Genomic DNA, 21,729 nt, shown 5'->3' with positions numbered 1-21,729 from the left:
GGCAGTGTTGGTCCTAGCCTTCGCATCGCCGATCAGTTGCCGGTCAGAAGGGCGAAGGCGTCGTTCGTGTTCACGTTGCAGGCCACGCCTACAGCGGTGATGATATCGCGCAAGAGTTGCGAGCCGTAGGCGAAATGACGTGAACGCACCTTGAGCTTATCGAGGGCCGTTTGTGCGTCGGCAAGCACGGCCGCTTCGTCTACGCCGAACTGCGCAGGGTTGTCGGCGGTTGGCCTTAAAGGGTGATCGGCGGCAATTCCGGTCTTGGCAGCGTGATTGAAAAGCATGTACCGGTCTTTTGCGAGGCCAACGAGGTCACCGGGAAGGGGGGTAGTGGTGCCTGGGGTGTTGTCGAGACACCCCGCTTCGACGAGGCCCGCAAGCTGCTGGAAAGACGCCTCCAACAGTATTTTTGCCTTGCCGGGCATGTCGGCGTTGTCGAAGGCCAGCACAGCGCGATTCCGGATCGGCTGGTTCGAAGCGTTCGCGGGTGTGACGCTCATAGCCTCAATCTGTGCCTTTGCCGTCACCTGCCCATAGCCGACTAAGGCCGCCTGCGTTGCTCCAAACGGCGCGCGCAGCGTATTCACCACGGCCACTCGATTGTGCTGATCCACGACAGTCGGAAGCAACGTGTTGGCGTTGTTGTTCACGATGCCGTTGAAACCCTCGTTGGCGGCCAACAAAGTTGCGATGGGCTTGGAAAGCTCCGGTGGAAAATCGTTCCGATAGAACGCGCGTGCGGAAGCTCCGGTTTCGGTGCTTACGAGCACGGACATGCGACCGTGCGAGGTATCCTGCATACTGGCTTGGAGAGGCATCGGCTTATCCTTTGACGTGTTGACGCGGCCCGGTGTCGGCTCTGTGACCGTTTGACGTGTAGGTGCTTCGCGCGGCCCGTTCAACGCGATAATCATCGCTATCTTATTGTAATTACTTGTTTTTCACAGGATGATCGTCGCTTGACCGTCACGACGATTACCGCAACAGTGAACGCAATCACCGTCGCAACGCGGCTTGAGCAAGCCCGATTGGTGAATGAAACTGGTTAGTCAGTGATACGCGCGCTGATATTCGCAGCAATTTCAACGAAGGTTGGCGGAAGGTTTCTCCGCAGGTCGCGATTCTGGACAGCTTAGACAGGTCTCCTATTCCCCTACGCCGTAAAACATGCCTGATGTATTTGTTTGTAGAGGAGTAGAGAGGCTGTCCAAGCTGTCCAGACGAACGACAATTTTAGAGGCCGCCACTGTGGCCGGGATGGTGATTACTCAGATGGTCGTTTGAAAAAGGTTGCTGCTGCATTGTGAGTTGCCAGAGCCAGCCAACGGGACGGGTTGTCGTAAACGTCGGCGGGCTTTAGGTCGCGGACGATGACCATGCGTCTTTTGTCATTGCCAGTGCCAATGCGTTTATCGAGGTAAATCATATCAAGCTTCATCAAGTTGCGTCGGATCGCGGCTCTATTAAGTTGCTCGCCGGGTGCGCGTTGCCTGAGAAAGTTTTCGATGGTGATGTAATCGACCACTTGAGCGCTGCATTGGTCTTTGAATTCCTTTAGCGCCTGTTCAAGATCGGTCGAAACGCTGTTGAGCATCCTTTCGCGCGCCGCATTGTTTATCGATCGATCGCCAACGTTGAAGCCTGCAATCGACCGCGTAGACAAGTGCGCCCATACCGCCGCAATGAATTCATCGCGCCGGACGAGATCATAGATATCCTTGTAATAAGCGGTTGATTGCGGTTTCGTCGGATTTTCGACAATATTCCATCGCCGGTCATCGCGTTCGATTGGAAGTGCGTCCCAATTGTTCGAAAACACAAGCCAACGCATCGCGTTGTGTTCTACCCATTCCAGTCCATGTTTTTCGTTGATCTCACGAAAGTCAGGATTGACCATGGTCTTTAATTTTTCGGACAGCGCCCATGTGTTCGGGCCGCGCATTCCTGCTTTGGCTTCATCCACGATCATCAACAGTTTGCGCGACATTCGACCGTTGAATTTGCCGTCTAGAACAACATCCAAAATCGCATTGTTCAGCACATAGCCGCGCAACACTCGCGAGAGAACGCCGCCTAGCCAGTTGCGACCAATGCCGGTCATATTGGCGACGAAGCACCAAGCGGTTTCGACTTTCTCGCCGGGATGCTGCAAAATATGTGCGAGCCAACGTTCAAACAAATCGCGTTCGCTGTCTATCGGCACAAGATATGCGAGATGTTCGCGCCATTTGATCAGCCATCGTTCACGCAATTGGTCATCGTTGATGAAATGATCGTGCCACGTCGGTTTGACCAACCCGCGCCACGTGTTGAACCCGCTTAGGCCAACCTTTTCCGGAACATCGCAAATCGAGCCGCCTTCGGGCTTCCAAGTAACGCTGTCAACGCGTTTGCGCTTTTCGTGCGGCAACCATTGCTCAAAGGCAGGAACCAATTTCGTCTTCGTTTCGCCTGTTCGCTTATCGGTGTATTCGAGCGGATGTTTCGACGGTGCGTATTCGTTGCGAGCAACCGCGACCGATAGAACGTTAAGCGTCTTTGCATTCGCTACGCCACCCGACGCACCGACGCCGCTGACAAAATAGAAATCGTTGATCATTTCATCCAGCGTGAGCAGCTTTGTCGTGATATCGAATTCAAGCTGCTCGCCGATGCGCTCGTTCTCTTGGCGTTGTTTGTCGCGTCGCTCTTGATTGGTGCCGCGATATACGTCGCGACATGCCACGTTGCTGCTGCTAGCAGTTCTGTTGCGATAGTATGCCCGATTGTGCCATTTATCGCGCCTACCCAACGCGGACGCGCTGAAAAGCCGGATCATTCGAACATGATCCTTGCCGGTCCAGAACGCCAACTTGTTCATCAGCGCCAAATCCGCTGCGCTGTGGTCGAATTGATGCCCTGTCGATGACGGATAGAGATGACTTAGCGCTTTGGCATCTGCATTCCATAGTGCGGCTAACGGAACGCGCTTACTCAATTTGTCGAATTCGACCTTCGCGACGAAGTTGCTCGGATCACGCATGATCGCGTCGTTCAACTCGGCAATTCGTTCCGATGAAATCTTGTCGTCAGATGCAAACATGCGGGCCAATAGTTCCTGATCATCTTCCGGCCCTGACCATCGTGGATCGCGGGTGGTGTCGATTTCTTGATTGTCGCGATCATGTTCGCGGATCGGAAGGAACGTTTGCAACGATGCCGTTTGCTCTAAGTCGGCGTTGCCGATCCATTCGCTACCCGCAATCGCGATAAAGCGGTTATTTTGATAGAATTCAAATCGGCCACCCCATTTGTTGCGGCGATTGCCGAATTGGGTTTTGTCGCCCCTCATGATCAGGTGTAAGCCTGTTCCTGATTGGCTAACCTCCGCGGCTACGCCCGGAAATAGGCGCGTGCAAATATGCGTTGCTTCATCGTTATACTCGCCGCTGTCCGGATCGCGGCAACCATCTAGATCAACGAAGATATACGGATCGTTCAAGGTGAAAACAAAGCCGATCCGGAATTCCGGGTTGATCGTTGCAATCATCGTTGCGGTTTCGAAACTCGCCCATGTGGTCGGATTGGTCGTGTCGGCACGTTGAAGTGTCTTTGGATCGTAAGGAATTTTGCGCGCCTTCGGTTCGCTATCGTATTGCTCTAGTCGCCACAGCACCCATTGCGGAAGTGTCTTCAGTCCCGCGAGAGGATCGGCGAGGCGAGGGGATGTCGTCCCACTATCGAATGCGCGCAGGGCAATACGGTGTAGCGGCGCGCAGTTGAGATGCGACGCGGGGTCGTGTATGATCATTTTGCTTTCCTAGAAGCTATGACTGAGCTGGAGGCCCTGCCAAGCTCGCAACTTGGCGGGGCCTATCTCTCTGTGCGGCGGATGAACATTCCGCCTTGTGCTTTGAGGCGGTTCACAAAATTGTCGCCACTAACCGGAACGACTAACCGTTCGCTGTGGCGAGGGCCGCTTTGCGCCGGCTCGCGATATAGTTCTCGATGTCGCTGGCGAGATAGCCAACACGACGCGGGCCGAGGGGAATCTTGGGAGGGAAGCCGTGACCCGCTTTGGCGTAGCGGCGAAGCGTTGGCGCAGAGATCGTGAGGCGCTGGCAAACCTGATCGGTGGTCAGAATAGTCGTGCTGTCTTGAGACATATGGGCGGGGTCCTGCTTTGAATTGATGGGCATTGCAGGGCATCCACCCGCGCACGCTGCGTCTTTACCGCAACTCAGGCCATCCGACCCTTGCGCCGCTGTCATCCGACCACACGACTAGGTAAGCACTCTCATATTCGCTCACGATGCGTCAAAAAGAAAAAGCCCGTGAGCGGGCTTCTTCCGGGGATTATACACAATCAGCTTTCAGGCGATCAGTTTTTCCCATCTCGCTTTGTACGTAGGCGCGTCCGTTAGGAGATAATCGCACCATTGTTGCATTAGATCGCGACGACGGTCGAAAGCATTACCCCGGCGATAGGCCCGCTTGGTCTTGTTTTTGATGGTGTGTGCAAGTGCCATATCGGTGATCACGTCCGGATGCACAGTTGTATCTTCCGCCCAATCTTGGAACGATGATCTAAAACCATGTACGGTGAAGCCTTCGCGCATTCCGCGTAGCATCTCCAACATGCTCATGTCGCTAAGCGGCTTGCCACGCTTCATACCGGGAAACACGTAGGGGTTTTCATCGACCGTTGGCAGCGTCCGCAATAGCTGAACAGCAGCATCCGACAAAGGGACGCGATGTTCAACGCCCGCTTTCATACGTTCCGCAGGGATGATCCAGATCGCATTGTCTAGATCGAATTCGGTCCGTTGGGAGTTTAGCGTTTCGTTCGTGCGCGTTGCACAGAGAATTGTCAGCATTAATGCCTTTGCGCTGTAGTCGATTTTCTCGCGCAATTCGGTCATGAATACGGGGAGGTCTTTCCAGTCCATCGCGGTGAAATGTCCTCTCGATTGCTTCCCGTTTAGCCAATGTTCAAGATGATCCTTCCATTGCGCGGGGTTGTGATGGTTGATCCAAATGTCGCGCGTGTCGGGGTTAGTTATCCCTTTCGCCTTCGCAGCGCCGATTACGGTTTCAATTCTCATACGGACGCGCGACGCTGTTTCGCGTGCGCCTGTCCAAAGCGTGCGTTTCTTTCCAACGCGCTCGTGATCCTGTCGTAAGACCTTCAACACGTCATCGGTCGTGATCTCGTGCGGGGGCAACTTTCCGATGATCGGATAAGCGTAGGTTTCGAGCGTGTTTTCCCACTGCTGAAGGTGTTTGGCATTTTTCCAACCATCCTTATGTTGAGAGATGTAGTCGCGGGCGACTTCCTCGAATGTATCTACAGCTATTCGGTTGACCGTCGTGGCCGCCGTAGCGGTCGCGGCGGCGTCCGCGTCTCGTTCGGCCAACGGGTCGCGGCCTGCCTTGATCAGCTTGCGGAGTTCCGCAGCCTGCCATTCAAGGGCCTTCAGTCCGGCTGCGTCGATCGGCTGGTATGGCTGCAAGGTCATCAGTCGCCGCCGACCATCTGCCGTGGAATAGCGGAGCGCCCAGAAGGCTGAGCCGCTTTTGGCGACCGCAAGGCATAGCCCGCGTTCGTGCGCCCACATGCCCGGCTGAGCGGCCTGGACAAGGGTTTGAATGGTTTTGAGGGTGAGACCCTTTTTGGGGCTTGCAGTCTGGGGTCTATGGGGATGTGGTCCGTGCACTGTTGGCGACCTCGCTGGTTAATCGCCACGCTAGCCATTCACCTTTCCGAGTTCACCACTGCTCTTTGCGCCTGTTTCCTCATGATTGCTCATGATCGTCTAAACTTGGGGATAGTGAAACATGCTCAGTGATATAGGGTGCGCTCGTGATCGCTAGTGACGTCGCGTGACGCCACAAAGCTACGGTCACCCCTTCCGCCACCTGCTAATCCATCAGTGTCTATACGCGTCTATCCCCGACACCTAAACCGTTGAGACGTAAAGCGAAATTTCAATTTCGTGTCGTTCAATGTGTTCGCGTGTCAACCGGCATCTTCGATGCCGCCGTGGGTTGGGACGTTGGTTTAGGCGGACACTTTTGGAGAACAGCAGATGGGAATTTTGACAGCCGTGCGGGTGAAACATGCCAAGCCTGGCGACAAGCTCGCCGATGGCGATGGGCTGAGGCTGGACGTCGACAAGAACGGAAACGCGAGCTGGGTCTTTCGATTCAAATCGCCCGTCACCGGCAAAGAGAGGTTCATGGGCCTCGGTCCGTTTCGGGATGTCGGGTTAGCGGAGGCAAGGGAGGCGGCTGGCGTGGCTCGCGCGCTCGTGCGTAACCATGTCGACCCGATCGAACATCGCATCAGTGAGCGCGCCAAGGCCAAGGCAGAAGCTACGGGAAAGATCACCTTCGAGGCTTACGCGAAGCAGTACATCTCTGGCAAAGAGGTCGGGTGGAAGAATGAGAAGCACCGTCAGCAATGGTCAAATAGCCTGCGTGACTATGCCCATCCGATTATCGGGCAGCTCCCCGTTCCGGACGTCGATACCGAGTCGGTCCTAAAGGTTCTGCGTCCCATTTGGAACACGAAGAAAGAGACCGCCCGGCGCATTCGGGGCCGGATCGAGGCGATCTTGAACTCCGCGAAAGCGGAAGGACTGCGAACCGGAGAGAATCCGGCGCTTTGGCGCGGTCACCTTGACCAGGTGCTTGCCCGGCGCCGCAAGTCAGACGTGAAGCACCACCCCGCGTTGCCCTATGAGGAGATGCCGCAGTTCTGGCGTTCCTTGGCCACCGACACGAGCGACGCGGCCCGGATGGTTCGCTGGATCATCCTGACTGCGTGCCGCTTCAACGAAACTGCCGACATGGACCCGGCCGCCGAAGTGAAAGGCGAGCTTTGGACAATCCCTGCGATTCGTATGAAAGCGGAGCGTGAACACAAGGTCCCGTTGACGAGTCTGGCGTTGGCGCAGCTTCCGTTCCGTCCGGTGTCCGACGTGACACTGTCGAACTGCATCGCGCGCCACACGGACACGACCGCGACCACGCACGGCATGCGGTCCACCTTCCGCGATTGGGCCGGCGACTGCACGAGCTTCCCGCGCGAGATCGCCGAGATGGCGCTTGCGCACGCGGTCGACGACGAAACCGAGGCTGCCTATCGGCGATCGACCGCCCTGGTCAAGCGACGGAGCCTGATGGAAGCGTGGGCCGCCCATTGCGATGGGGCAGGGGCGTAATCGGAATCTCGTTTTATAATTTGGTGAGTTTTTGGGTCCGTAATGACGCACATGGGCACACGGCGACTCTGCTGTGTGTCCGCATCACATCCGTTCAACCCGCGAATGCGTCGCTTCCGCGCTCGCTTCGCTATGTCAGGATACCAACAATGGAAGAGTCTTTTACGATCAGTGAGTTTTGCGCGGCCGAGAAAATCTCACGCGCTTTCTTTTATAAATTGCAATCACAGGGCAAGGCGCCCCGGACGTATCCGGTCGGCAGCAATCGGCGCATAAGCCGGGAAGCTTACATTTCCTGGCGAGCCGCACGAGAAGCCGAAGCCGCCTGAACGAAATAACCCCGACCGCGAGGGCCGGGGCTGAATTGCGTTTTGGAATTAGCTTGACACTCAATCCATAACTCAATCGGTCCAAAAATCAAGCGCTCTTTTCGGTCGGGTTTCTGACCGCCGCACGTTCGTGCCGCAGAGATCCAAATCATGTCTGACGAAATCGACTTCGACGACGACAAGCCAAAAAGATTCCAATACGCGCTACCCTACAAGACGTTCGACCAATGCGCACACTCGGCGCCTAAAACCTGGCTAATCGAAAACGTCATTGCGCTTGGAGAAGATTCAAGCTGGTACGGACCGCCCGGTGCGGGCAAATCCGGCTTGTTGATGGACCTTGCCGTCCATGTCGCGAGCGGGCGCGATTGGCGCGGGTACACATTCAATCGGCATGAAGCCGTCCGCGAACGTCGCGGCGTGGTCTATTTCGCCTTGGAAAGAGCGGATCTGACCGAACGCCGGTTGCAAGCGTATATGCAACGCGACGGTCTGTCCCGTTTACCGATCGTCGTCGTCCCTTACGCGATCGATTTACTCGACCCCAGGTGCGTGGAAATAATCAGGCATACGCTGCTGCAATTTTGGGACGACATTGATGTAATGCCTAGTCTTGTGATTGTCGATACTTGGGGGAAAGCTATTGCACGCGGCGACGCAGATAAAGAACACACCCAAAATTTGGCCGCCGCGCATATCAGTCAACTCCGCCAAGTTCTCAAGGGAGACATACGCAAATTTCATCTCGCGAGCATCGGTCACAGCGGAAAGAACCTAGCAGCCGGTGAACGCGGTTCGAACGCTCGGCAGGGCCATGTTGATTTAGAAGTTCAGGTTAACGGCGGCGCCGCCAAAATCACCAAGGCCAACGACCAAGACAATGGCGAACTGACGAAGTTCGAATTCGAAAAGGTTGACATGCCCGGCGATGACGAACGCAACTTCAAACCGTGGAGCATAGCCATCCTGGCGACCGGCACACCGGTCACGACCGCCCGTACAGCCTCACAACGGACCACAGGCAAACAGACGCAGGCGCTAAACGCGCTCGCTCGTGTGACTGTTACGCACGGTCAGGGTGGGGTCGTGCATCCGGACTACTGGAAAGCGGAATTGGCCAGGGATGGTTTGATAAGACCGGAAGACAAAAATCCGCGCGCGACGTTTGCGCGGATTCGAAAGAGCCTGAGTCAACACATAATTGAAGAGCCAACCGGACTTGTTCGGATCAAATCTCGACCTGGAAATATACCCGAGTGTCCCGCGTAGCCGTAGCGCTGTAGCAGCAACCCCTTATAGGGGTTTGCTACGCTACGCTACACTCACGGCCCGTAGCATTGCTACAGAATTGCTACGCTTTGCTACACGCTACATTGTAATCTCAAAGAGTTAAGCGTTGAAGAGCATCAAGCCTGAAACCGCGTGTCAACAAGCGTCGCAGCACTTCGAACGGATAAAAATCAACGGGCCACTGCAAATAACCGTTGAGTTCAAATAGGAGTAAACCAATGAATCAATTGGGCGCCCGGTGGATGCGCCCGATTTTATTGGGCATTCAAACGTTTCTCTGTTTGCTCCACAGAGCCATCCCCGTTCGATCCTTCCGAGGCGATTAGACGAACTCTCGCACCGTGGAAAAGACCAAAAGGGCGGGCGGTCCGCACTCGTTCAAGAGACGTCGAGTGGGTTCTGCGACGCAGAGCTAGGCTCTCGCAAGCTGGCGCCGGCGAAGTGGGCAGAGGATCGAGACCTGATTGATTCAAGGACAAGGCCCCGCAATACGCGCGCGTGCGAGCTCGCATCAACAGATGATTGCACAACGGTGAGGCGCTAGGTCGCTGCGGTCTCTGCCTGATACAGTCGGCGACGATCTTGCGGCAAGCGCTGTTCCAAAATTGAGAGCAGCACCAAGATCGGCCAAACCGTCTCGTGCGTGGCGTGGCTCTTTGAGGAAGCGCTATCAAGGGAGATCCGGGTCGCCGGTTCTGGCGGATAGCTCCGGTATTCCCCCAGGCGAAGAAAAAAGCGAGGTAAGGGCTCTCCGGCATGACGTGCAATGCAAGCGAAGCGTTACCCCAGGCGTGGACGACCATCTCGGGCTTGGTGTCACGGCGCCCTGACCAGGGACATCAGGAGGCGCGTCGGGCTTTTGTTAGGGTGTCGGCTATGGGTATAAGGCTCAACTCAACAGTCAGGCAAAACATGGACCTTGAATATCTAGGCCGGCGGCTAAACGCGAAATCCTACGAGGCCCTGGAAGCCTTCCAGCTGGAAGTGGCCCGGATAACCCGCGAATCCGTTGGCACCGGCAACCTCAATAGCAGCCGGACGCAGTTGATAATCGGCGACGCCGCGGTCGACACCTTCACCAAACATGCCCTGGACGCGGCCCAGTTCACGTATAACCTGACCGAAAACCATGGTGACCATGTCACCGCAGCCTTAAAATTCTGCATGGGCCGGATGGCCGACATGATCCGGCAGGAATTGGAATCCGGTTTTCGAAGCGCGGGCGACCCGGGTGTCCTGAACCGGACAAGGGACAGGCTCGCGCAGAAAAACGAACAACTGATCGACGATTATGCGCACGGAATGATGGGAAGCACGAAAATGAAAAAGGACGGCTCGATCAATATCATTCAGAACAACAGCCCGGGCGCGGTGCAACAGGTCGGCTCCAATTTCAACCAGTCGGTATTCAACCAGACGCACCACTCGCTCGTCCAGGAAATCGACAAAGCGCTGGCGTCACCGGAATTCAAAGCATTGGGGGCGGAAGACCAGCTGGAGGTGCATGACCTCGCCGACGCGGTGAAGTTGGAAGCAGAAAAATCTCAGCCCGACGCCGGCAAGCTCAAGCGCTGGGGTGACAAGCTGGTCAAGACTTCTGCCGACGTGGGGCTCAAGGTCTTGTCCTCGACAATCGCAGCGCTGTTGCTCAAGATATATACCGGTTAATGGCCCAGATTCCCACCCAACTCATTGGCGTGACCGCGCCGATTGCCGGTGAATGGTACGGCCATACGAAGATTAACGCCAAGCTCATGGCTTGCGGATTTCCCGGTGAGCCTCCACCCGGCAACAGGATCGACAAGATTCGGGTTTGGCTGATGCGCGGCAATGCCGAGATGGCCGACCCCTTGGCAGCGTTTGGCCAGTTCATCGCGGAAATGATGGACTTCGAGATTGAACCGCCAAGGCCGAATTGGGATGGCACGCCGGTCGAGGGTCCGCCCGATGAGAGGTTGCCGGTATACGACGTGCTGGCGAGGGAAGGGCTGAGTTACAGTCGCGGCGGGCATATCCATGGCGTCAACATGCCGGGCCCGAGCAAGTCGCTGCGGGAGCGACTGCGCATCAATCCGTTCCCGACCATCGAGAAGGAATTTGAGCGGGCGCTCAAAACAGTCGAGTCCGACCCGCCGGCCGCGATAACGGCTGCGTGTGCCGTGCTCGAAGCGTTGTGCAAAAATTACCTCAACGTCGAAGAGCAAGAGGGTCCAAATAAGCAGCTACTGGGCACCATGTTTCCGCTGGTCATGAAGCACCTCGGTCTGTCGCCGGCCGATTACCAGGGCGACATCCAGCAAATCCTGACCGGCATGTTTTCGGTCACCCACGGCGTCGCCGCGCTGCGCACCCACTACGGTTCGGCGCACGGTCATGACGAAGAAACAGAACCAATATACCCGCGCCATGCGCGCCTGGCCGTGAACGCGGCACATACGCTTACGTTGTTCATCATGGAAACATGGGAAACCAACAGGTCAGGCGGAAAGTAGTCCTTCTGCGGTCTGGGCGAAGCGACGTGGAAGTTGCCGTGGATGAAAATTGCGAAGCATCGAATTTCAGAGCGAGATCAATAACGTTCGGCGGAGGAGATCCGCCGTTGGCCTCCAACGACGTTCCCAGAGTGGTGGTAAAACGTCGGGCAAGGCTACTCGACCTGCTGAGCGAGAGCGTGTCGAAGCCGCGACGGGACCGGTCCAATACCTGGCAACCATGGCCGACGCGGATTCCGCGACGGTCGTGCGTTGGCTGATACTCTCGATGGTCTTGTGTGTTGCACCCCCGCGGCTATCGCGCTGACGATCGCAGTGGCTCGTGCGCGCTCTCGTTACGTTGTAGGTGAACGTTACGCTGGCAAGCGGCCCAACAAGGCCCTTGCCGAGGTGCGGGAAGCATGACGGCCGCACAACGGTTGATATTGGAGAGGCGCGAACCACGAGAGGAAAGCGAAGGACAGTTCCGGCCGATTCGAGCCTCGGTGAGAACCGCGCCGGGTCGAATGGCGGCGGCCTCTTAGAGGAGCCGACAGCTATTTCAAAGCCGCGACGAATTCGTTCACGTTATCTGTCTCTCGATCGATCCAGCGGATCATTTCTTGAGCAAAGCTCTGAGGCTTCCCCATAATGTCGTGAAGTGGCTTGAATGAGATTACGGCCACCCACTTGCCTATCTCGGCATAAGTCCAGGGCTTGGCGGGCTCACTCTTTGCAGCTCGGACAGCTTGAATGCTTCGTTTATTGTCCGCGCCGACACAGATGAACGCGGAATCCGTGGCAGGAATGGGTGCCTGAGTCGAAATCGCACCCGACGTAAAGACAGTGTTGGGCTCAAGCGAAATGCCATATCCAAAGAGCAGCCCATCGAATCTTCCGTGCGCGAGATAGGTCCACCCCCAAATGAGCTTGTAAGGGGTGTCGAACTTCAGGTGATATTCATTCTTTGTTTCATTTTTTGCGAACGCGCCATCCTTCTCTTTTAGGTGGGTAAAGATCGTGCCGAATGTGTGGTCCATTTGGGCGCCGGCCCGAAGATAGACCAAGGCAGCGGCAAATTCGTCGCGTCCTGCATATTCGGTGCTCATATCATTCTCCTCGAGAAAACGTCTGAGTTCGCGAGCTAACAATTTGATGTCGTCGCGTGCGTCCGCGCTCGTTGCAAGCTCTAAAAGCAGCCCGGCAATAGACGACCACCTGACAAGATGCGGCGTCGCTTTACCGCTCCCTTCGCCACCTCTCATGAACTCGGGCGGCGGCGAGGTGAGGTGGGTCAGTAGACACACGACGGCCAACCGACGCGAACGCGCCGCGGCCTTTATCCAACGACCATAAGACGTGAGTTGGTCATCCTGAAACTGTGCGGCTATTTTGTTCTCGATGGCAACAATCGGAACGTCGTCAGCCAGAAGCACCATGTCGATCCGACCGGACCCGATCTGGCGCTGAGTTTCAAGCCTAAACGACGTGACCTCCGCGACGACAGCGGCAAACGCGGCCAACAGACCGTCTGGTATAAATATCCGCGAAACAAAGGCACTTTGGAGCGGTAAAGGCAACCGATTAAAAAAATCGGCCAAGCATTCGCTGAGGTAATCCTCGCGAGGAGACCTCAGCTCGCTTTCCCGATATCTGAAGAGATTGCCGTATAGAGAAGACATTAGGCTAAGGGGAATTACCTGAAAAAGACACCATACATAAACCGTCATCAATCGCAATGTGAGATTGTATCATCATAAAGAGTCGTGCGCCGCAAGCTAGGTCAGCTTCTATGGATTGAAACAGTCGGCGAGTTGGCGGATACAGCATCCGCCAAGTTGGCCTAAGTTTCCCGAGCGTTCCGATGTTTTCTTATTTTTGCTCCACGGCGTCACCCCCGCTAAAGATGCCAAAACACACAATACCAGGTTGCGCCTGCTATTTTATCGTCCACCAAATATTCGGTGGGGTGCCTAGGCGTGAGAGGTTTCGTTGATCGGCGCCCATTTGCCCTGTCAATGTTTGAGCGATGTCTTTGATGACATCAGCGCTATCAACGACGTAGGAATGGCCAAAAGATCTGATGAGCGGGGCCGCCGCCGAGACGTCAATAGTTTCAAATTGCGGGAAGATTCCGACGCCGCCGTCCGTCTCGCCCACCCGACGGTAGTCATGCACAATTTTAGAAGCGCGCAAAGCGACGTCCGAACTCGAAGCGTAGATAGTTCTATGTGTGTCAATTCCGGCGATCACTGGGGCAATTTTTTCTTGGAAAAGCTCTGAGTTGATATCGGGCGCTGCTAGCAATATCTCCCGAACATGTGGCGTTGGCTTCCCTCTAGCTATGCGATTAGCCAGTACCGTTGTAACAAGCCGATTCCCCATGCTGTGAGCAATTAGGAAGATGTCATCGGAGCCAAAGCTATCGATCCTGTCTAAGAACTCATCGAAAGCCGCTTCGGAAAGTTGGACAGCTTCTTCGTCATGCCAATAGCCCCTTGCGGTCGCGGCAGACGGCCAGCTGAAAAATAGTGTGGCGCCTTGAAACGCGAGATCATGTGCGAGTTGAGCGCTTCGCAGCGCAGCGTCAGAGAAGCCAACATTGTATCCGTGCACAAATATGAGAAGTGAACGTTTCGTACTGCTCGCAAGATACGACTCAAGTTCGTGTTGAATACCGTCTGAGCTAATAGAAACAATGTCTTTCAGGACGAAATGTTTGCGAGGATCGGGGCTGAATTCAAGCTTCCACATCTTCGGGAGATTTAAGTCGCCAGGCTTTCGATTGGTCGGGATGGAAACAACGACTTTTCCGTACTGAAGAGTCTGTTGGCGATCGGGGCCGAAGTACGTATCGAGCGTGCCGTTGCCAGTTGGCTTGCGGTTGGTCGCGAAGAATGTTGCTATATCTACCCAGGCCGGTGGCGGATCGGATGGTCCTCGCAAGACCTGTATTTTGAAATCCGATCGCGCACATTCTTGCTCAAAGAGGAGCGTCAGTAATTGCTCTTGAACCTCCACAAGCTGCTTTTCGAGAGTGCTTCGTTCTAGGCTCTCTAGCTGAGCGTTGGTGATGCTTGATTTGATATCGGCGGCCCTTTTGTTCAGCGTCTCGATGCGAGCCTTAACGTTGGCATCAAGGGATGTTTGGACGGCGATACAAGGCTGTGAGGAAGTGATTGCTGATTCAGTTTGTGCCAGGCAAGGCTCGTAGGAAAGGAAAAAGAGCACCAGGTAGGTCAAAGGTCGATACACTGTCTAGTTCTCCAGTATTGGGGAGCTCGTTCCGTCTGGGAGGAGCGGTGATTTGTGGCCGGCACCGAAATATGGACCAGGCTATCATGTCTGGTTGCCGAGTGGGCAACAATCTACTATAGATCTACTCATAGTGTTCTTACCGACTAGTATGTTCTGACCGACGATCTCGTACTCGCCGAAAAGTTAGTTCAAGCCGCAGTTGGCTGCCGTTTTTTTGCGGTGCATCATGATGGCCCGTGCTCTGCTATTGCGTCGAATTGCTGCGTTGGTCGATCGTGCGCGAGACCTAAGGTCCGTGTCGTTACGTTTGCTGCGGTCAGTCCGTTGTTCGGGTGTGCCAGCTATTTCGATTATGCTTTCGCTTTGCTTCTCCATCGAAGCAGCTCTTGCGTCGAACGAGAGATCACACAGAAGAGATCCCGCCATCCATCATCATGTTCGCCGGTCGCCCCAGCCACTCGACCTGCGACAAGGCGCCGAAGACGCTGCAACGCAAGGAGACTACGACAGAGCCTTGACGCTCCAACTCGCTGCTGTGGAGAGGCGAATCCGGTTGAGCGACCCAGCTCTGAAATCCGAACAATTGAGCTATCTTGCTTGGCTTTATCAGGCGAAGGGGCAATTCCGCGAGGCGCAGGCTGCGGCCGCGCGGGCCGTGACAGAGGATGAAACCGCGAATGTGCGTGGTGCTCCGCTGGCTCGTGTATTGGCGCGACTTGCGAGGATATATCACGGGACGGCGAGATACCGAGACTCCGAGTCGACCTATCTCCGGGCTCTCAATGAAGTTCGCGGAGATCCTGCGGCGAGTAAGTTGGCCGAAGCCGAGGTGTTGAGCGGTCTTGCTTGGCTCTTTACAACGACGGGGCGCTACGACGAGAGTCTATCGCTCGCTAAGCAATCCTTGGCCATTAGAGAGGCCGCCCTCGGCAGAGATCAAGTTGAGACCGCGGAGAGCGAATATCGCCTCGGATCGCTGTACGACAGCTTGGGCCAGCACGAAGACGCAAAAACCCACTATGAACGTTCGCTGACGATAAGAGAACATAAGCTCGGGCAGCTCCACCCCGATGTGGGCCTGTCTTTGTCGGGTTTGGGTAGCTTGCGCTACGCGGAAGGTGATTTTAATGGCGCAAAGCGGCTCTACGAGCGGGCTGCCGCAATTTTTGCCAAACGTTTGGGTCCCAATAGCCCTGACTTTGCGCAATCACTTAGCAGTCTAGCAGGCGTCTACAAGCAGCTCGGGAACTACTCCAAGGCGGAAAGTCTATACCGGCAAGCCGCAAGCATTATTAAAAGGTCGTTGGGCGACCAACATCCGATTCTTGCCTCGATAAATTGGGGACTCGGAAATCTCTATCGTCTGGAGAGCAAATACGAACAGGCCGGGCAACTCTTGAGGCGAACCATGGAGATTCGTGAGAGTGTGTTTCATGAAGGCCACCCGACCATTGCATCGGCGCTGCTTGAGCTAGGTAGTATTTACAAGGCTCAAGCGCGGTACTCCGATGCTCAGGCTGCTTTTGACCGGTCGGCCGAAATCTACAAGCAGACGGTAGGCGATGCGCACCCATGGTTCGCGACTGCAACTACGTATATTGCGGGACTTTGTATTACGAGGGCAGAGTTCGATAGGGCCGACGCGCTTTATCGCAGAGCTATTGAGATATACGAGAGTGTCCCGTGGTCGGATCCACGCGACTTGGCAAATTCGATCGCTAGTTTGGGTTGGCTCTATGTTTCGCTGGAAAAGAATAGGGAGGCGGGCGACCTGTTCTCTCGTGCTTTTGAAATCCGAAAGAGAGTCGACGGTCCAGACGCGCCTAGCGTTGCCTATTCGCTTGAAGCACTTGCGAGAATGGCTGTCTCTGAAGGAAGGTTTAGGGACGCAGAAAACCAGTACAAAAGGGCGATGATCATTTTGCAGCAGCGCCTAGGTCCGAAGACTATTGAGGTTGCATGGCTCTTCAATTCAATGGGGGCTCTGTACGATCGCGAGGACCGGAATTCCGAGGCGGCAGGTTTCTACAAGCGAGCGCTTGTTCTCGACGAAGAGATTCTCGGGCGGAACCACCCTACCTTAGCGCAGTACCTTGAAAATCTAGCATCGGCCTACAATGATCAGGATCGATTAGATGAGGCCGAATCGCTTCTCAAACGAGCTCTCTCCATACGCGAGAATTCGTTCGGCGCCGATCATCCCGAAGTTGCTTCGAATCTAGAGAGGTTGGCCAGCCTCTATTATTCGATCGATAGAAACGCGGATGCGGAACAGGCGTACAGCCGAGCGCTCTCCATCAATAGAAAGGCTTACGGGGCTTGGCATCCGTCGCTAGCGGTGGACCTGGACGGTCTCGCAGCAATCTACAGAGATCAGGAGCGCTATAGCGAAGCAGAGCAGTTTTACAAACAAGCGCTGGAGATCAGAGAGAAGATCTTTGGCTCAGATAGCGCGTCGCTGACTGTCAGTCTGATCGGGTTAGCTAGGCTATACAACGCCATGGACAGGTTCGGAGAAGCAGAAGCTCTGTGCAAGAGGGCTGTATTCCTTGATGTGAAAAAGTATGGCCCCGATCATACCGAAGTCGCTGCTGATTTGCTCCTTTTAGGTACCCTGTACAATAATCTCGATCGGTACGTTGAAGCAGACGAACAGTACAAGCGTGCTCGGGATATCCGTATAAGAGTGAATGGCCCGAATTCAGCTGCGGTTGCTGAAGTGTTAGCCTCGATGGCCTCGAACTATTTCGACCAAAGCCGAAATAGCGAGGCCGAGCAGCTATTCAAGCAGGCGCTAACGATTAGAGAGAAAGCGTTTGGTCGTAACAGCTCAAGTGTGAGCGATACGCTGACTGGCTTGGCTCGTTTATACAAAGACGAAGGACGGAACGATGAGGCCGAGCCTCTGCTCAAGGAAGTGATAGTAATCGACGAGCGCGTATTTGGTTTGGATGACAATGCTGTTGGTGAGGATTTGTCGGATCTCGGGTCTTTTTACTATAAGTCGGGTCGGTACAACGAAGCTGAGCCGCTTCTAATCAGGGCTCGATCGATCATGGAGAAGACGGACGGGCCTGATAGCTCATCGATGTCGGACGTCTTGGATGTCCTTTGCCCACTTTACGACGATATGAAACGATATCTTGAGGCGGAGCCGGTCTGCAAAAAGTCGCTAGCTATTAAAGAGAAGGTGTTTGGGTCCGAGTCGTATAGCACTGGAGTGGCCCTCAGCAACTTGGCATCCTTGTATCTCGATATTGAAAGACCTGCGGAGGCCGAAGAGCTGTTTGCTCGGGTCATGGCCATCGACGAGAGAAAATTCGGCGGGAGCAATCCAGAGGTTGCTATTGATCTGGGAAATATTGCGAGGGCCTACATCGCCCAGAAGCGCTACGCGGAAGCAGAATCGGCGGCTCGCCGGGCTTTGAAAATTCGAGAGGAGAGTTTCGGCCCGGAAAGCCGCTTGGTCGCGAGTACCCTCCGTTTGCTTGGTCGCGTGTACTCTGTGCAAGGAAAATGGCTTGAGACCTTCGAGTCCTTATCTCGCGCAATAGCGATTCAGGTCGAGAAGAGCAAGATTTCTGGTGTTGACGTAGATAGGTCGCTGACGCGCAATGATCAGTTGGCTTTGGGCGATCTGAATGTCACGTTCAATCGATTGTTGAAAGCGATGATTCGATTAGCTGAACAAGATCATTCCCGCGCGAAAGTGTTGGAGGATGCAATGTTCGAATTTGCGCAAAGGGCTACGAGCACCGAGGCGTCGTCGGCATTTGCAGATATGGCCGCTCGTCACGCAGGTGGTGGTTCGTCCTATGCAGGCCTCATTCGCGAAAGGCAAGACCTGGAGCGGGAGTGGCACGCGGTTGACAACGGTGTGATGGACGCACTTGGCAGAGCTTCTGGCGAAAGAACTCCCGCCAAAGAAGAATTGCTTAGGACGAAGCTCGTAACGATAAAAGCGCGCTTAAGCGAAATTGACGAAGTGCTATCGCGGAATCACGAGTACACAGAATTCGCGGCGTTTTTGAACCCCGAACCCGTAAGCTTGCAAAGGATGCAATCCGAACTCTCGCCGGATCAGGCGTTGATCTTCATCTATGTATCAGCCGCCGTGGACACCGCTCCGGACGAGGCGTTTGTATGGGTCGTAACTAGGAGCAGTAGGCCGAGCTTCAAACGAATAGAGGTGGATCGCAAGGTATTGGTGAACGAGGTCCTAACCCTGCGTTGCGGATTAGACAAAGCCAATTGGAACGAGTGGGCAAAGCTCAGCGACCGCACAGATAACGAACGAGTGTTCAAGAGCGAGCAGAAGGAACGCTTTGAGACCTGTTGGTCGTTGGTAAAGGGCGGCATGAAGCAGGGCCTCCCCCCCTTCAATCTCCGTGTGGCGTACAGCTTGTATAAGCGGTTTCTTGAACCTGTGCAGGATCTCATTGAAGGCAAGCAGCTACTGGTCTCTGTACCCGATCCATTGGCGCAATTGCCATTTGGAGTACTTGTGACCGAAACGCCAAGCGAGGACCTACCTGCGACGATTGCTGGTTATCGGAGTGTTAAATGGTTGGGAGCGGAACACGCGATCACGGTATTGCCATCGCTTGCTGCGTTGACACAGGTGCGCGAACGAAGCCGAGCGGCACATCCGTTCCTTGGGTTCGGAAATCCACTCCTGAGTGGAAAAGACGGCACCGATCGTACAGCCTGGGCCAGGCAGAGTTGCCGGGAGCGAACTGGAGAGCCCAAGGAAATGTCTTCAGAGTTGGCAGCGTGGACTCTCTTCGTTGTGCGTGGAGAAGGGGCGGCAGCTGATTTGAATGCGCTGCGCCGTTTGCAACCGTTGCCAGAAACCGCCGACGAGCTCTGCGCCGTCGGAAAGAGTCTCGATGCTGTTAACTCCGACATTTTTCTTGGAATGAACGCCACTGAAGCGGCAGTAAAGGAGTTGAGCCGCAGTGGAAAGCTAGCTGGTTATGGAATCGTTCAATTTGCAACCCATGGGCTCCTGCCGAGCGATGGGGCAAAGGGAGCGCAGCCGGGCCTAGTGCTCACACCGCCATCGAATGGAACGGCGGAAGATGACGGGTTTCTCTCTGCTTCGGAGATCGTGGAGCTAAAACTGGATGCAGATTGGGTAATTTTGTCGGCTTGTAATACTGGTAGCGGTCAGACGGCGCAGGGAGAGGCTCTATCGGGCCTTGCACGAGCGTTCTTCCTCGCTGGTGCACGTTCGTTGTTGGTCTCCTATTGGCATGTTTACTCAGAGGCGGCCGTAGATATTCTAACAACCACGTTTCAAGAGCTCAAATCAGGGAGCGCGCTTCCTGTGCCGATTAACCGAGCCGAAGCCCTGCGGCGCGCCGTAAACAAAGTTAGGTTATCTCCAAAGTTCAGCGAATTTGCACATCCCGCTATGTGGGGGCCGCTAACGCTAGTTGGTAGTGGCAAGTTCTAGCTACTATTGCGGGCCAACGGAGATGAATTGAATGCGATGTTCTCTCAGCTGTCTTCTAACCGCAGCCGGTCTGGTGGTCGGCGTGATAATTGCCAGCGGAACGATCGCCCAAACGACACTGCCAGAATTCGAGCACGGCGAGCTCATCATCGGTTACACGTCTGGTGCTTCGAGAGAGAAGGCTGTTCAAGAGCTGAATGAGGCTGCGAGACGTCTTAAAGTGCGCGGTGACGATGTCGAAGATATGCGGTTGCAAAAAATTGGCACCTCTGCTCTGAAAGTCAAGATCAAGTTACCAACCTCCGTACGAGGAGACGCTGCAAAGGACAGTGCGTTCGAACTTCAGTTGTTGCGTGAGACAGCAGACAACATCAAAAGGAGCGATGGTCGGGTCCTCTATGCTCATCCGAACTGGATCCTTAGAACCAATCGAAGTCCGCCGCGCGTTCCTCTCGATGTAAGACCGCTGGAAGGCTGGTTGCGTACTCAGTCAGTTGGCGATCCTGGAACTCCGGACGATTACGCATTTGTTCGAGGACTTCATTGGAGTTATTCAAAACTTCCAGTGGGTATCAATGCTGTTGGCGCCTGGAAATCTGTAACGGGAAGCAAGGACGTAGTCGTTGCAGTTATTGACACCGGATTGGTTGCCGACCACCCCGACATTGTGAACTCGGGAAATGTGATCACAGGATACAACTTTGTTTCTGCAACTGGCCGTGGCCCGGACCCGCGGGATCCAGGTTTGGCTTGTATCGATGCAGGAGAAACAGCTCCCTCGTGGCACGGGACGCTCGTCGCGGGCATAGTAGGGGCGGCCGGATCAAACAATAAGCGGGGGATCACCGGGATAAATTGGGACGTTTCGGTAATACCGGTAAGAGCGGTAGGCACCTGTGGAGGATCACTCGTCGACATTGTCGATGGCATGCGATGGGCCGCAGGCTTGCCTGTTGATGGTGTTCCTCCCAACGAGCGGCCAGCGGACATTATTAACCTGAGCCTTGGCGGCGTAATTCCGTGCACAGCAGAGCAGGCTGGTCTGATGATTGATGCGCTGGCTGCCATACGCGCCGCGGGAACGGTTGTCGTCGTGGCTGCTGGAAATGACGGACTGGACGTAAACGCCACGACTCCTGCGGGATGTTCCGGGGTAATCTCCGTCGCCGCGGCCGACAAAGACGGCCGCTTAGGCTGGTATTCAAACCATGGAAAAGTGACAATAATGGCGCCCGGTGGCGACATGAAAGTTAAGCTCGCGGAGTTTCCGGCGGGTGTGTGGAGCACTATTCAGACAAGCCCCATCAATCCCGAAGGGATCGAGCCTGAGGAAGGTACCTCGATGGCAGCGCCGCATGTGACCGGAGCACTAGCGCTGGCACTTGCGAAACATCCGGAATGGCGACGCAAACCAGAGCTGATCGAGCGCAAGCTGATATCGACGGCGGTCGCGGTGGCTAATGAACGCTGTGCGAGCCCTTGCGGGGCGGGGCAACTTGAGGCGGAAAGACTAGTCAATGCACCATAGGGCTCAGGTGGGCAGGTCACATTGCCTTCCGCTCTCGGGCTATCATTCAAGATGTTGAAGTTGGTGGCGAGCTTTGAGCGTCGGCCGGGAGTGGCAGCAACACGGGTCAAGCGACGTTAAACGAAGGGGGAGTGCTTAGCAGCACTAGTGCATGTGCTAGCGTTGATCCACCGCGCACCGGTCGTCA

Annotated in this window: 13 protein-coding genes; 7 read left to right on the top strand and 6 right to left on the bottom strand. The window is 55.2% G+C overall.

Going from position 1 to position 21,729, the window contains the following annotated elements; translation table 11 throughout:
• Positions 1–32: 32 nt before the first annotated feature.
• The 4 genes from OC450_RS15045 to OC450_RS15030 all read right to left on the bottom strand — a co-directional run bounded on the left by OC450_RS15045 (position 33) and on the right by OC450_RS15030 (position 5,699).
• A complete protein-coding gene (locus OC450_RS15045; protein ID WP_262048190.1) occupies positions 33–821 on the bottom strand; it encodes a hypothetical protein in 789 nt (262 codons plus the stop codon).
• Between the two features lie 446 nt (positions 822–1,267).
• Positions 1,268–3,793 (bottom strand): DUF5906 domain-containing protein, encoded by a 2,526-nt coding sequence (locus tag OC450_RS15040; RefSeq protein ID WP_262048189.1) that lies wholly within the window; start codon positions 3,791–3,793, stop codon positions 1,268–1,270.
• 142 nt (positions 3,794–3,935) lie between these two features.
• Entirely contained in the window at positions 3,936–4,181 is a 246-nt protein-coding gene (locus tag OC450_RS15035) for a helix-turn-helix transcriptional regulator (protein ID WP_262048188.1), read from the bottom strand.
• A 174-nt stretch (positions 4,182–4,355) separates the two neighbouring features.
• Positions 4,356–5,699 (bottom strand): tyrosine-type recombinase/integrase, encoded by a 1,344-nt coding sequence (locus tag OC450_RS15030; protein WP_410050512.1) that lies wholly within the window; start codon positions 5,697–5,699, stop codon positions 4,356–4,358.
• Between the two features lie 372 nt (positions 5,700–6,071).
• Here OC450_RS15030 and OC450_RS15025 point away from each other — a divergent pair, with 372 nt between their 5' ends.
• From OC450_RS15025 to OC450_RS15005, 5 genes are all read left to right on the top strand, one after another.
• Positions 6,072–7,208: a tyrosine-type recombinase/integrase gene (locus OC450_RS15025; RefSeq protein WP_262048186.1), complete on the top strand. Its 1,137-nt coding sequence runs from the start codon at positions 6,072–6,074 to the stop codon at positions 7,206–7,208.
• A gap of 149 nt (positions 7,209–7,357) precedes the next feature.
• Entirely contained in the window at positions 7,358–7,537 is a 180-nt protein-coding gene (locus OC450_RS15020) for a transcriptional regulator (protein WP_262048185.1), read from the top strand.
• 150 nt (positions 7,538–7,687) lie between these two features.
• Positions 7,688–8,806: a helicase RepA family protein gene (locus OC450_RS15015; RefSeq protein ID WP_262048184.1), complete on the top strand. Its 1,119-nt coding sequence runs from the start codon at positions 7,688–7,690 to the stop codon at positions 8,804–8,806.
• Between the two features lie 933 nt (positions 8,807–9,739).
• Positions 9,740–10,495: a hypothetical protein gene (locus OC450_RS15010; protein WP_262048183.1), complete on the top strand. Its 756-nt coding sequence runs from the start codon at positions 9,740–9,742 to the stop codon at positions 10,493–10,495.
• Positions 10,495–11,319, top strand: a complete 825-nt coding sequence (locus OC450_RS15005; RefSeq protein ID WP_262048182.1) for an abortive infection family protein — start codon at positions 10,495–10,497, stop codon at positions 11,317–11,319. Before OC450_RS15010 ends, OC450_RS15005 begins: the two co-directional genes overlap by 1 nt.
• 536 nt (positions 11,320–11,855) lie before the next feature.
• Here OC450_RS15005 and OC450_RS15000 read toward each other — a convergent pair.
• Complete coding sequence (locus OC450_RS15000; RefSeq protein ID WP_262048181.1) at positions 11,856–12,899, bottom strand: PD-(D/E)XK nuclease family protein; 1,044 nt, start codon at positions 12,897–12,899, stop codon at positions 11,856–11,858.
• 337 nt (positions 12,900–13,236) lie between these two features.
• The gene (locus OC450_RS14995) at positions 13,237–14,553 is read right to left on the bottom strand and encodes an alpha/beta hydrolase (RefSeq protein ID WP_262048180.1); all 1,317 of its coding nucleotides are present in this window, start codon (positions 14,551–14,553) and stop codon (positions 13,237–13,239) included.
• Positions 14,554–15,109: 556 nt separating this feature from the next.
• On the opposite strand from OC450_RS14995, the gene OC450_RS14990 reads away from it, so the two are divergent.
• On the top strand, positions 15,110–20,014 hold the full coding sequence (locus tag OC450_RS14990) for a CHAT domain-containing protein (RefSeq protein ID WP_262048179.1): 4,905 nt from the start codon (positions 15,110–15,112) through the stop codon (positions 20,012–20,014).
• Positions 20,015–20,087: 73 nt separating this feature from the next.
• Positions 20,088–21,542 carry a S8 family serine peptidase gene (locus OC450_RS14985; protein ID WP_262048178.1) on the top strand — a complete coding sequence of 485 codons (1,455 nt, stop codon included), beginning with the start codon at positions 20,088–20,090 and terminating at the stop codon, positions 21,540–21,542.
• Positions 21,543–21,729: the final 187 nt, after the last annotated feature.

This window comes from Bradyrhizobium sp. Bra78 (genome assembly GCF_024519855.1).
Lineage (GTDB): Bacteria > Pseudomonadota > Alphaproteobacteria > Rhizobiales > Xanthobacteraceae > Bradyrhizobium > Bradyrhizobium japonicum_G.
The sequence above is the reverse complement of the archived record's forward strand: the minus strand, read 5'-3'. Positions and strand labels throughout refer to the sequence as shown.

Bases quoted from the DNA above. Each gene is read 5' to 3' on its own strand.
- OC450_RS15015 (WP_262048184.1), top strand. From the start codon at position 7,688: ATGTCTGACGAAATCGACTTCGACGACGACAAGCCAAAAAGATTCCAA.
- OC450_RS15005 (WP_262048182.1), top strand. From the start codon at position 10,495: ATGGCCCAGATTCCCACCCAACTCATTGGCGTGACCGCGCCGATTGCC.
- OC450_RS15025 (WP_262048186.1), top strand. From the start codon at position 6,072: ATGGGAATTTTGACAGCCGTGCGGGTGAAACATGCCAAGCCTGGCGAC.
- OC450_RS15035 (WP_262048188.1), bottom strand. From the start codon at position 4,181: ATGCCCATCAATTCAAAGCAGGACCCCGCCCATATGTCTCAAGACAGC.
- OC450_RS15020 (WP_262048185.1), top strand. From the start codon at position 7,358: ATGGAAGAGTCTTTTACGATCAGTGAGTTTTGCGCGGCCGAGAAAATC.
- OC450_RS15045 (WP_262048190.1), bottom strand. From the start codon at position 821: ATGCCTCTCCAAGCCAGTATGCAGGATACCTCGCACGGTCGCATGTCC.
- OC450_RS15040 (WP_262048189.1), bottom strand. From the start codon at position 3,793: ATGATCATACACGACCCCGCGTCGCATCTCAACTGCGCGCCGCTACAC.
- OC450_RS15010 (WP_262048183.1), top strand. From the start codon at position 9,740: ATGGACCTTGAATATCTAGGCCGGCGGCTAAACGCGAAATCCTACGAG.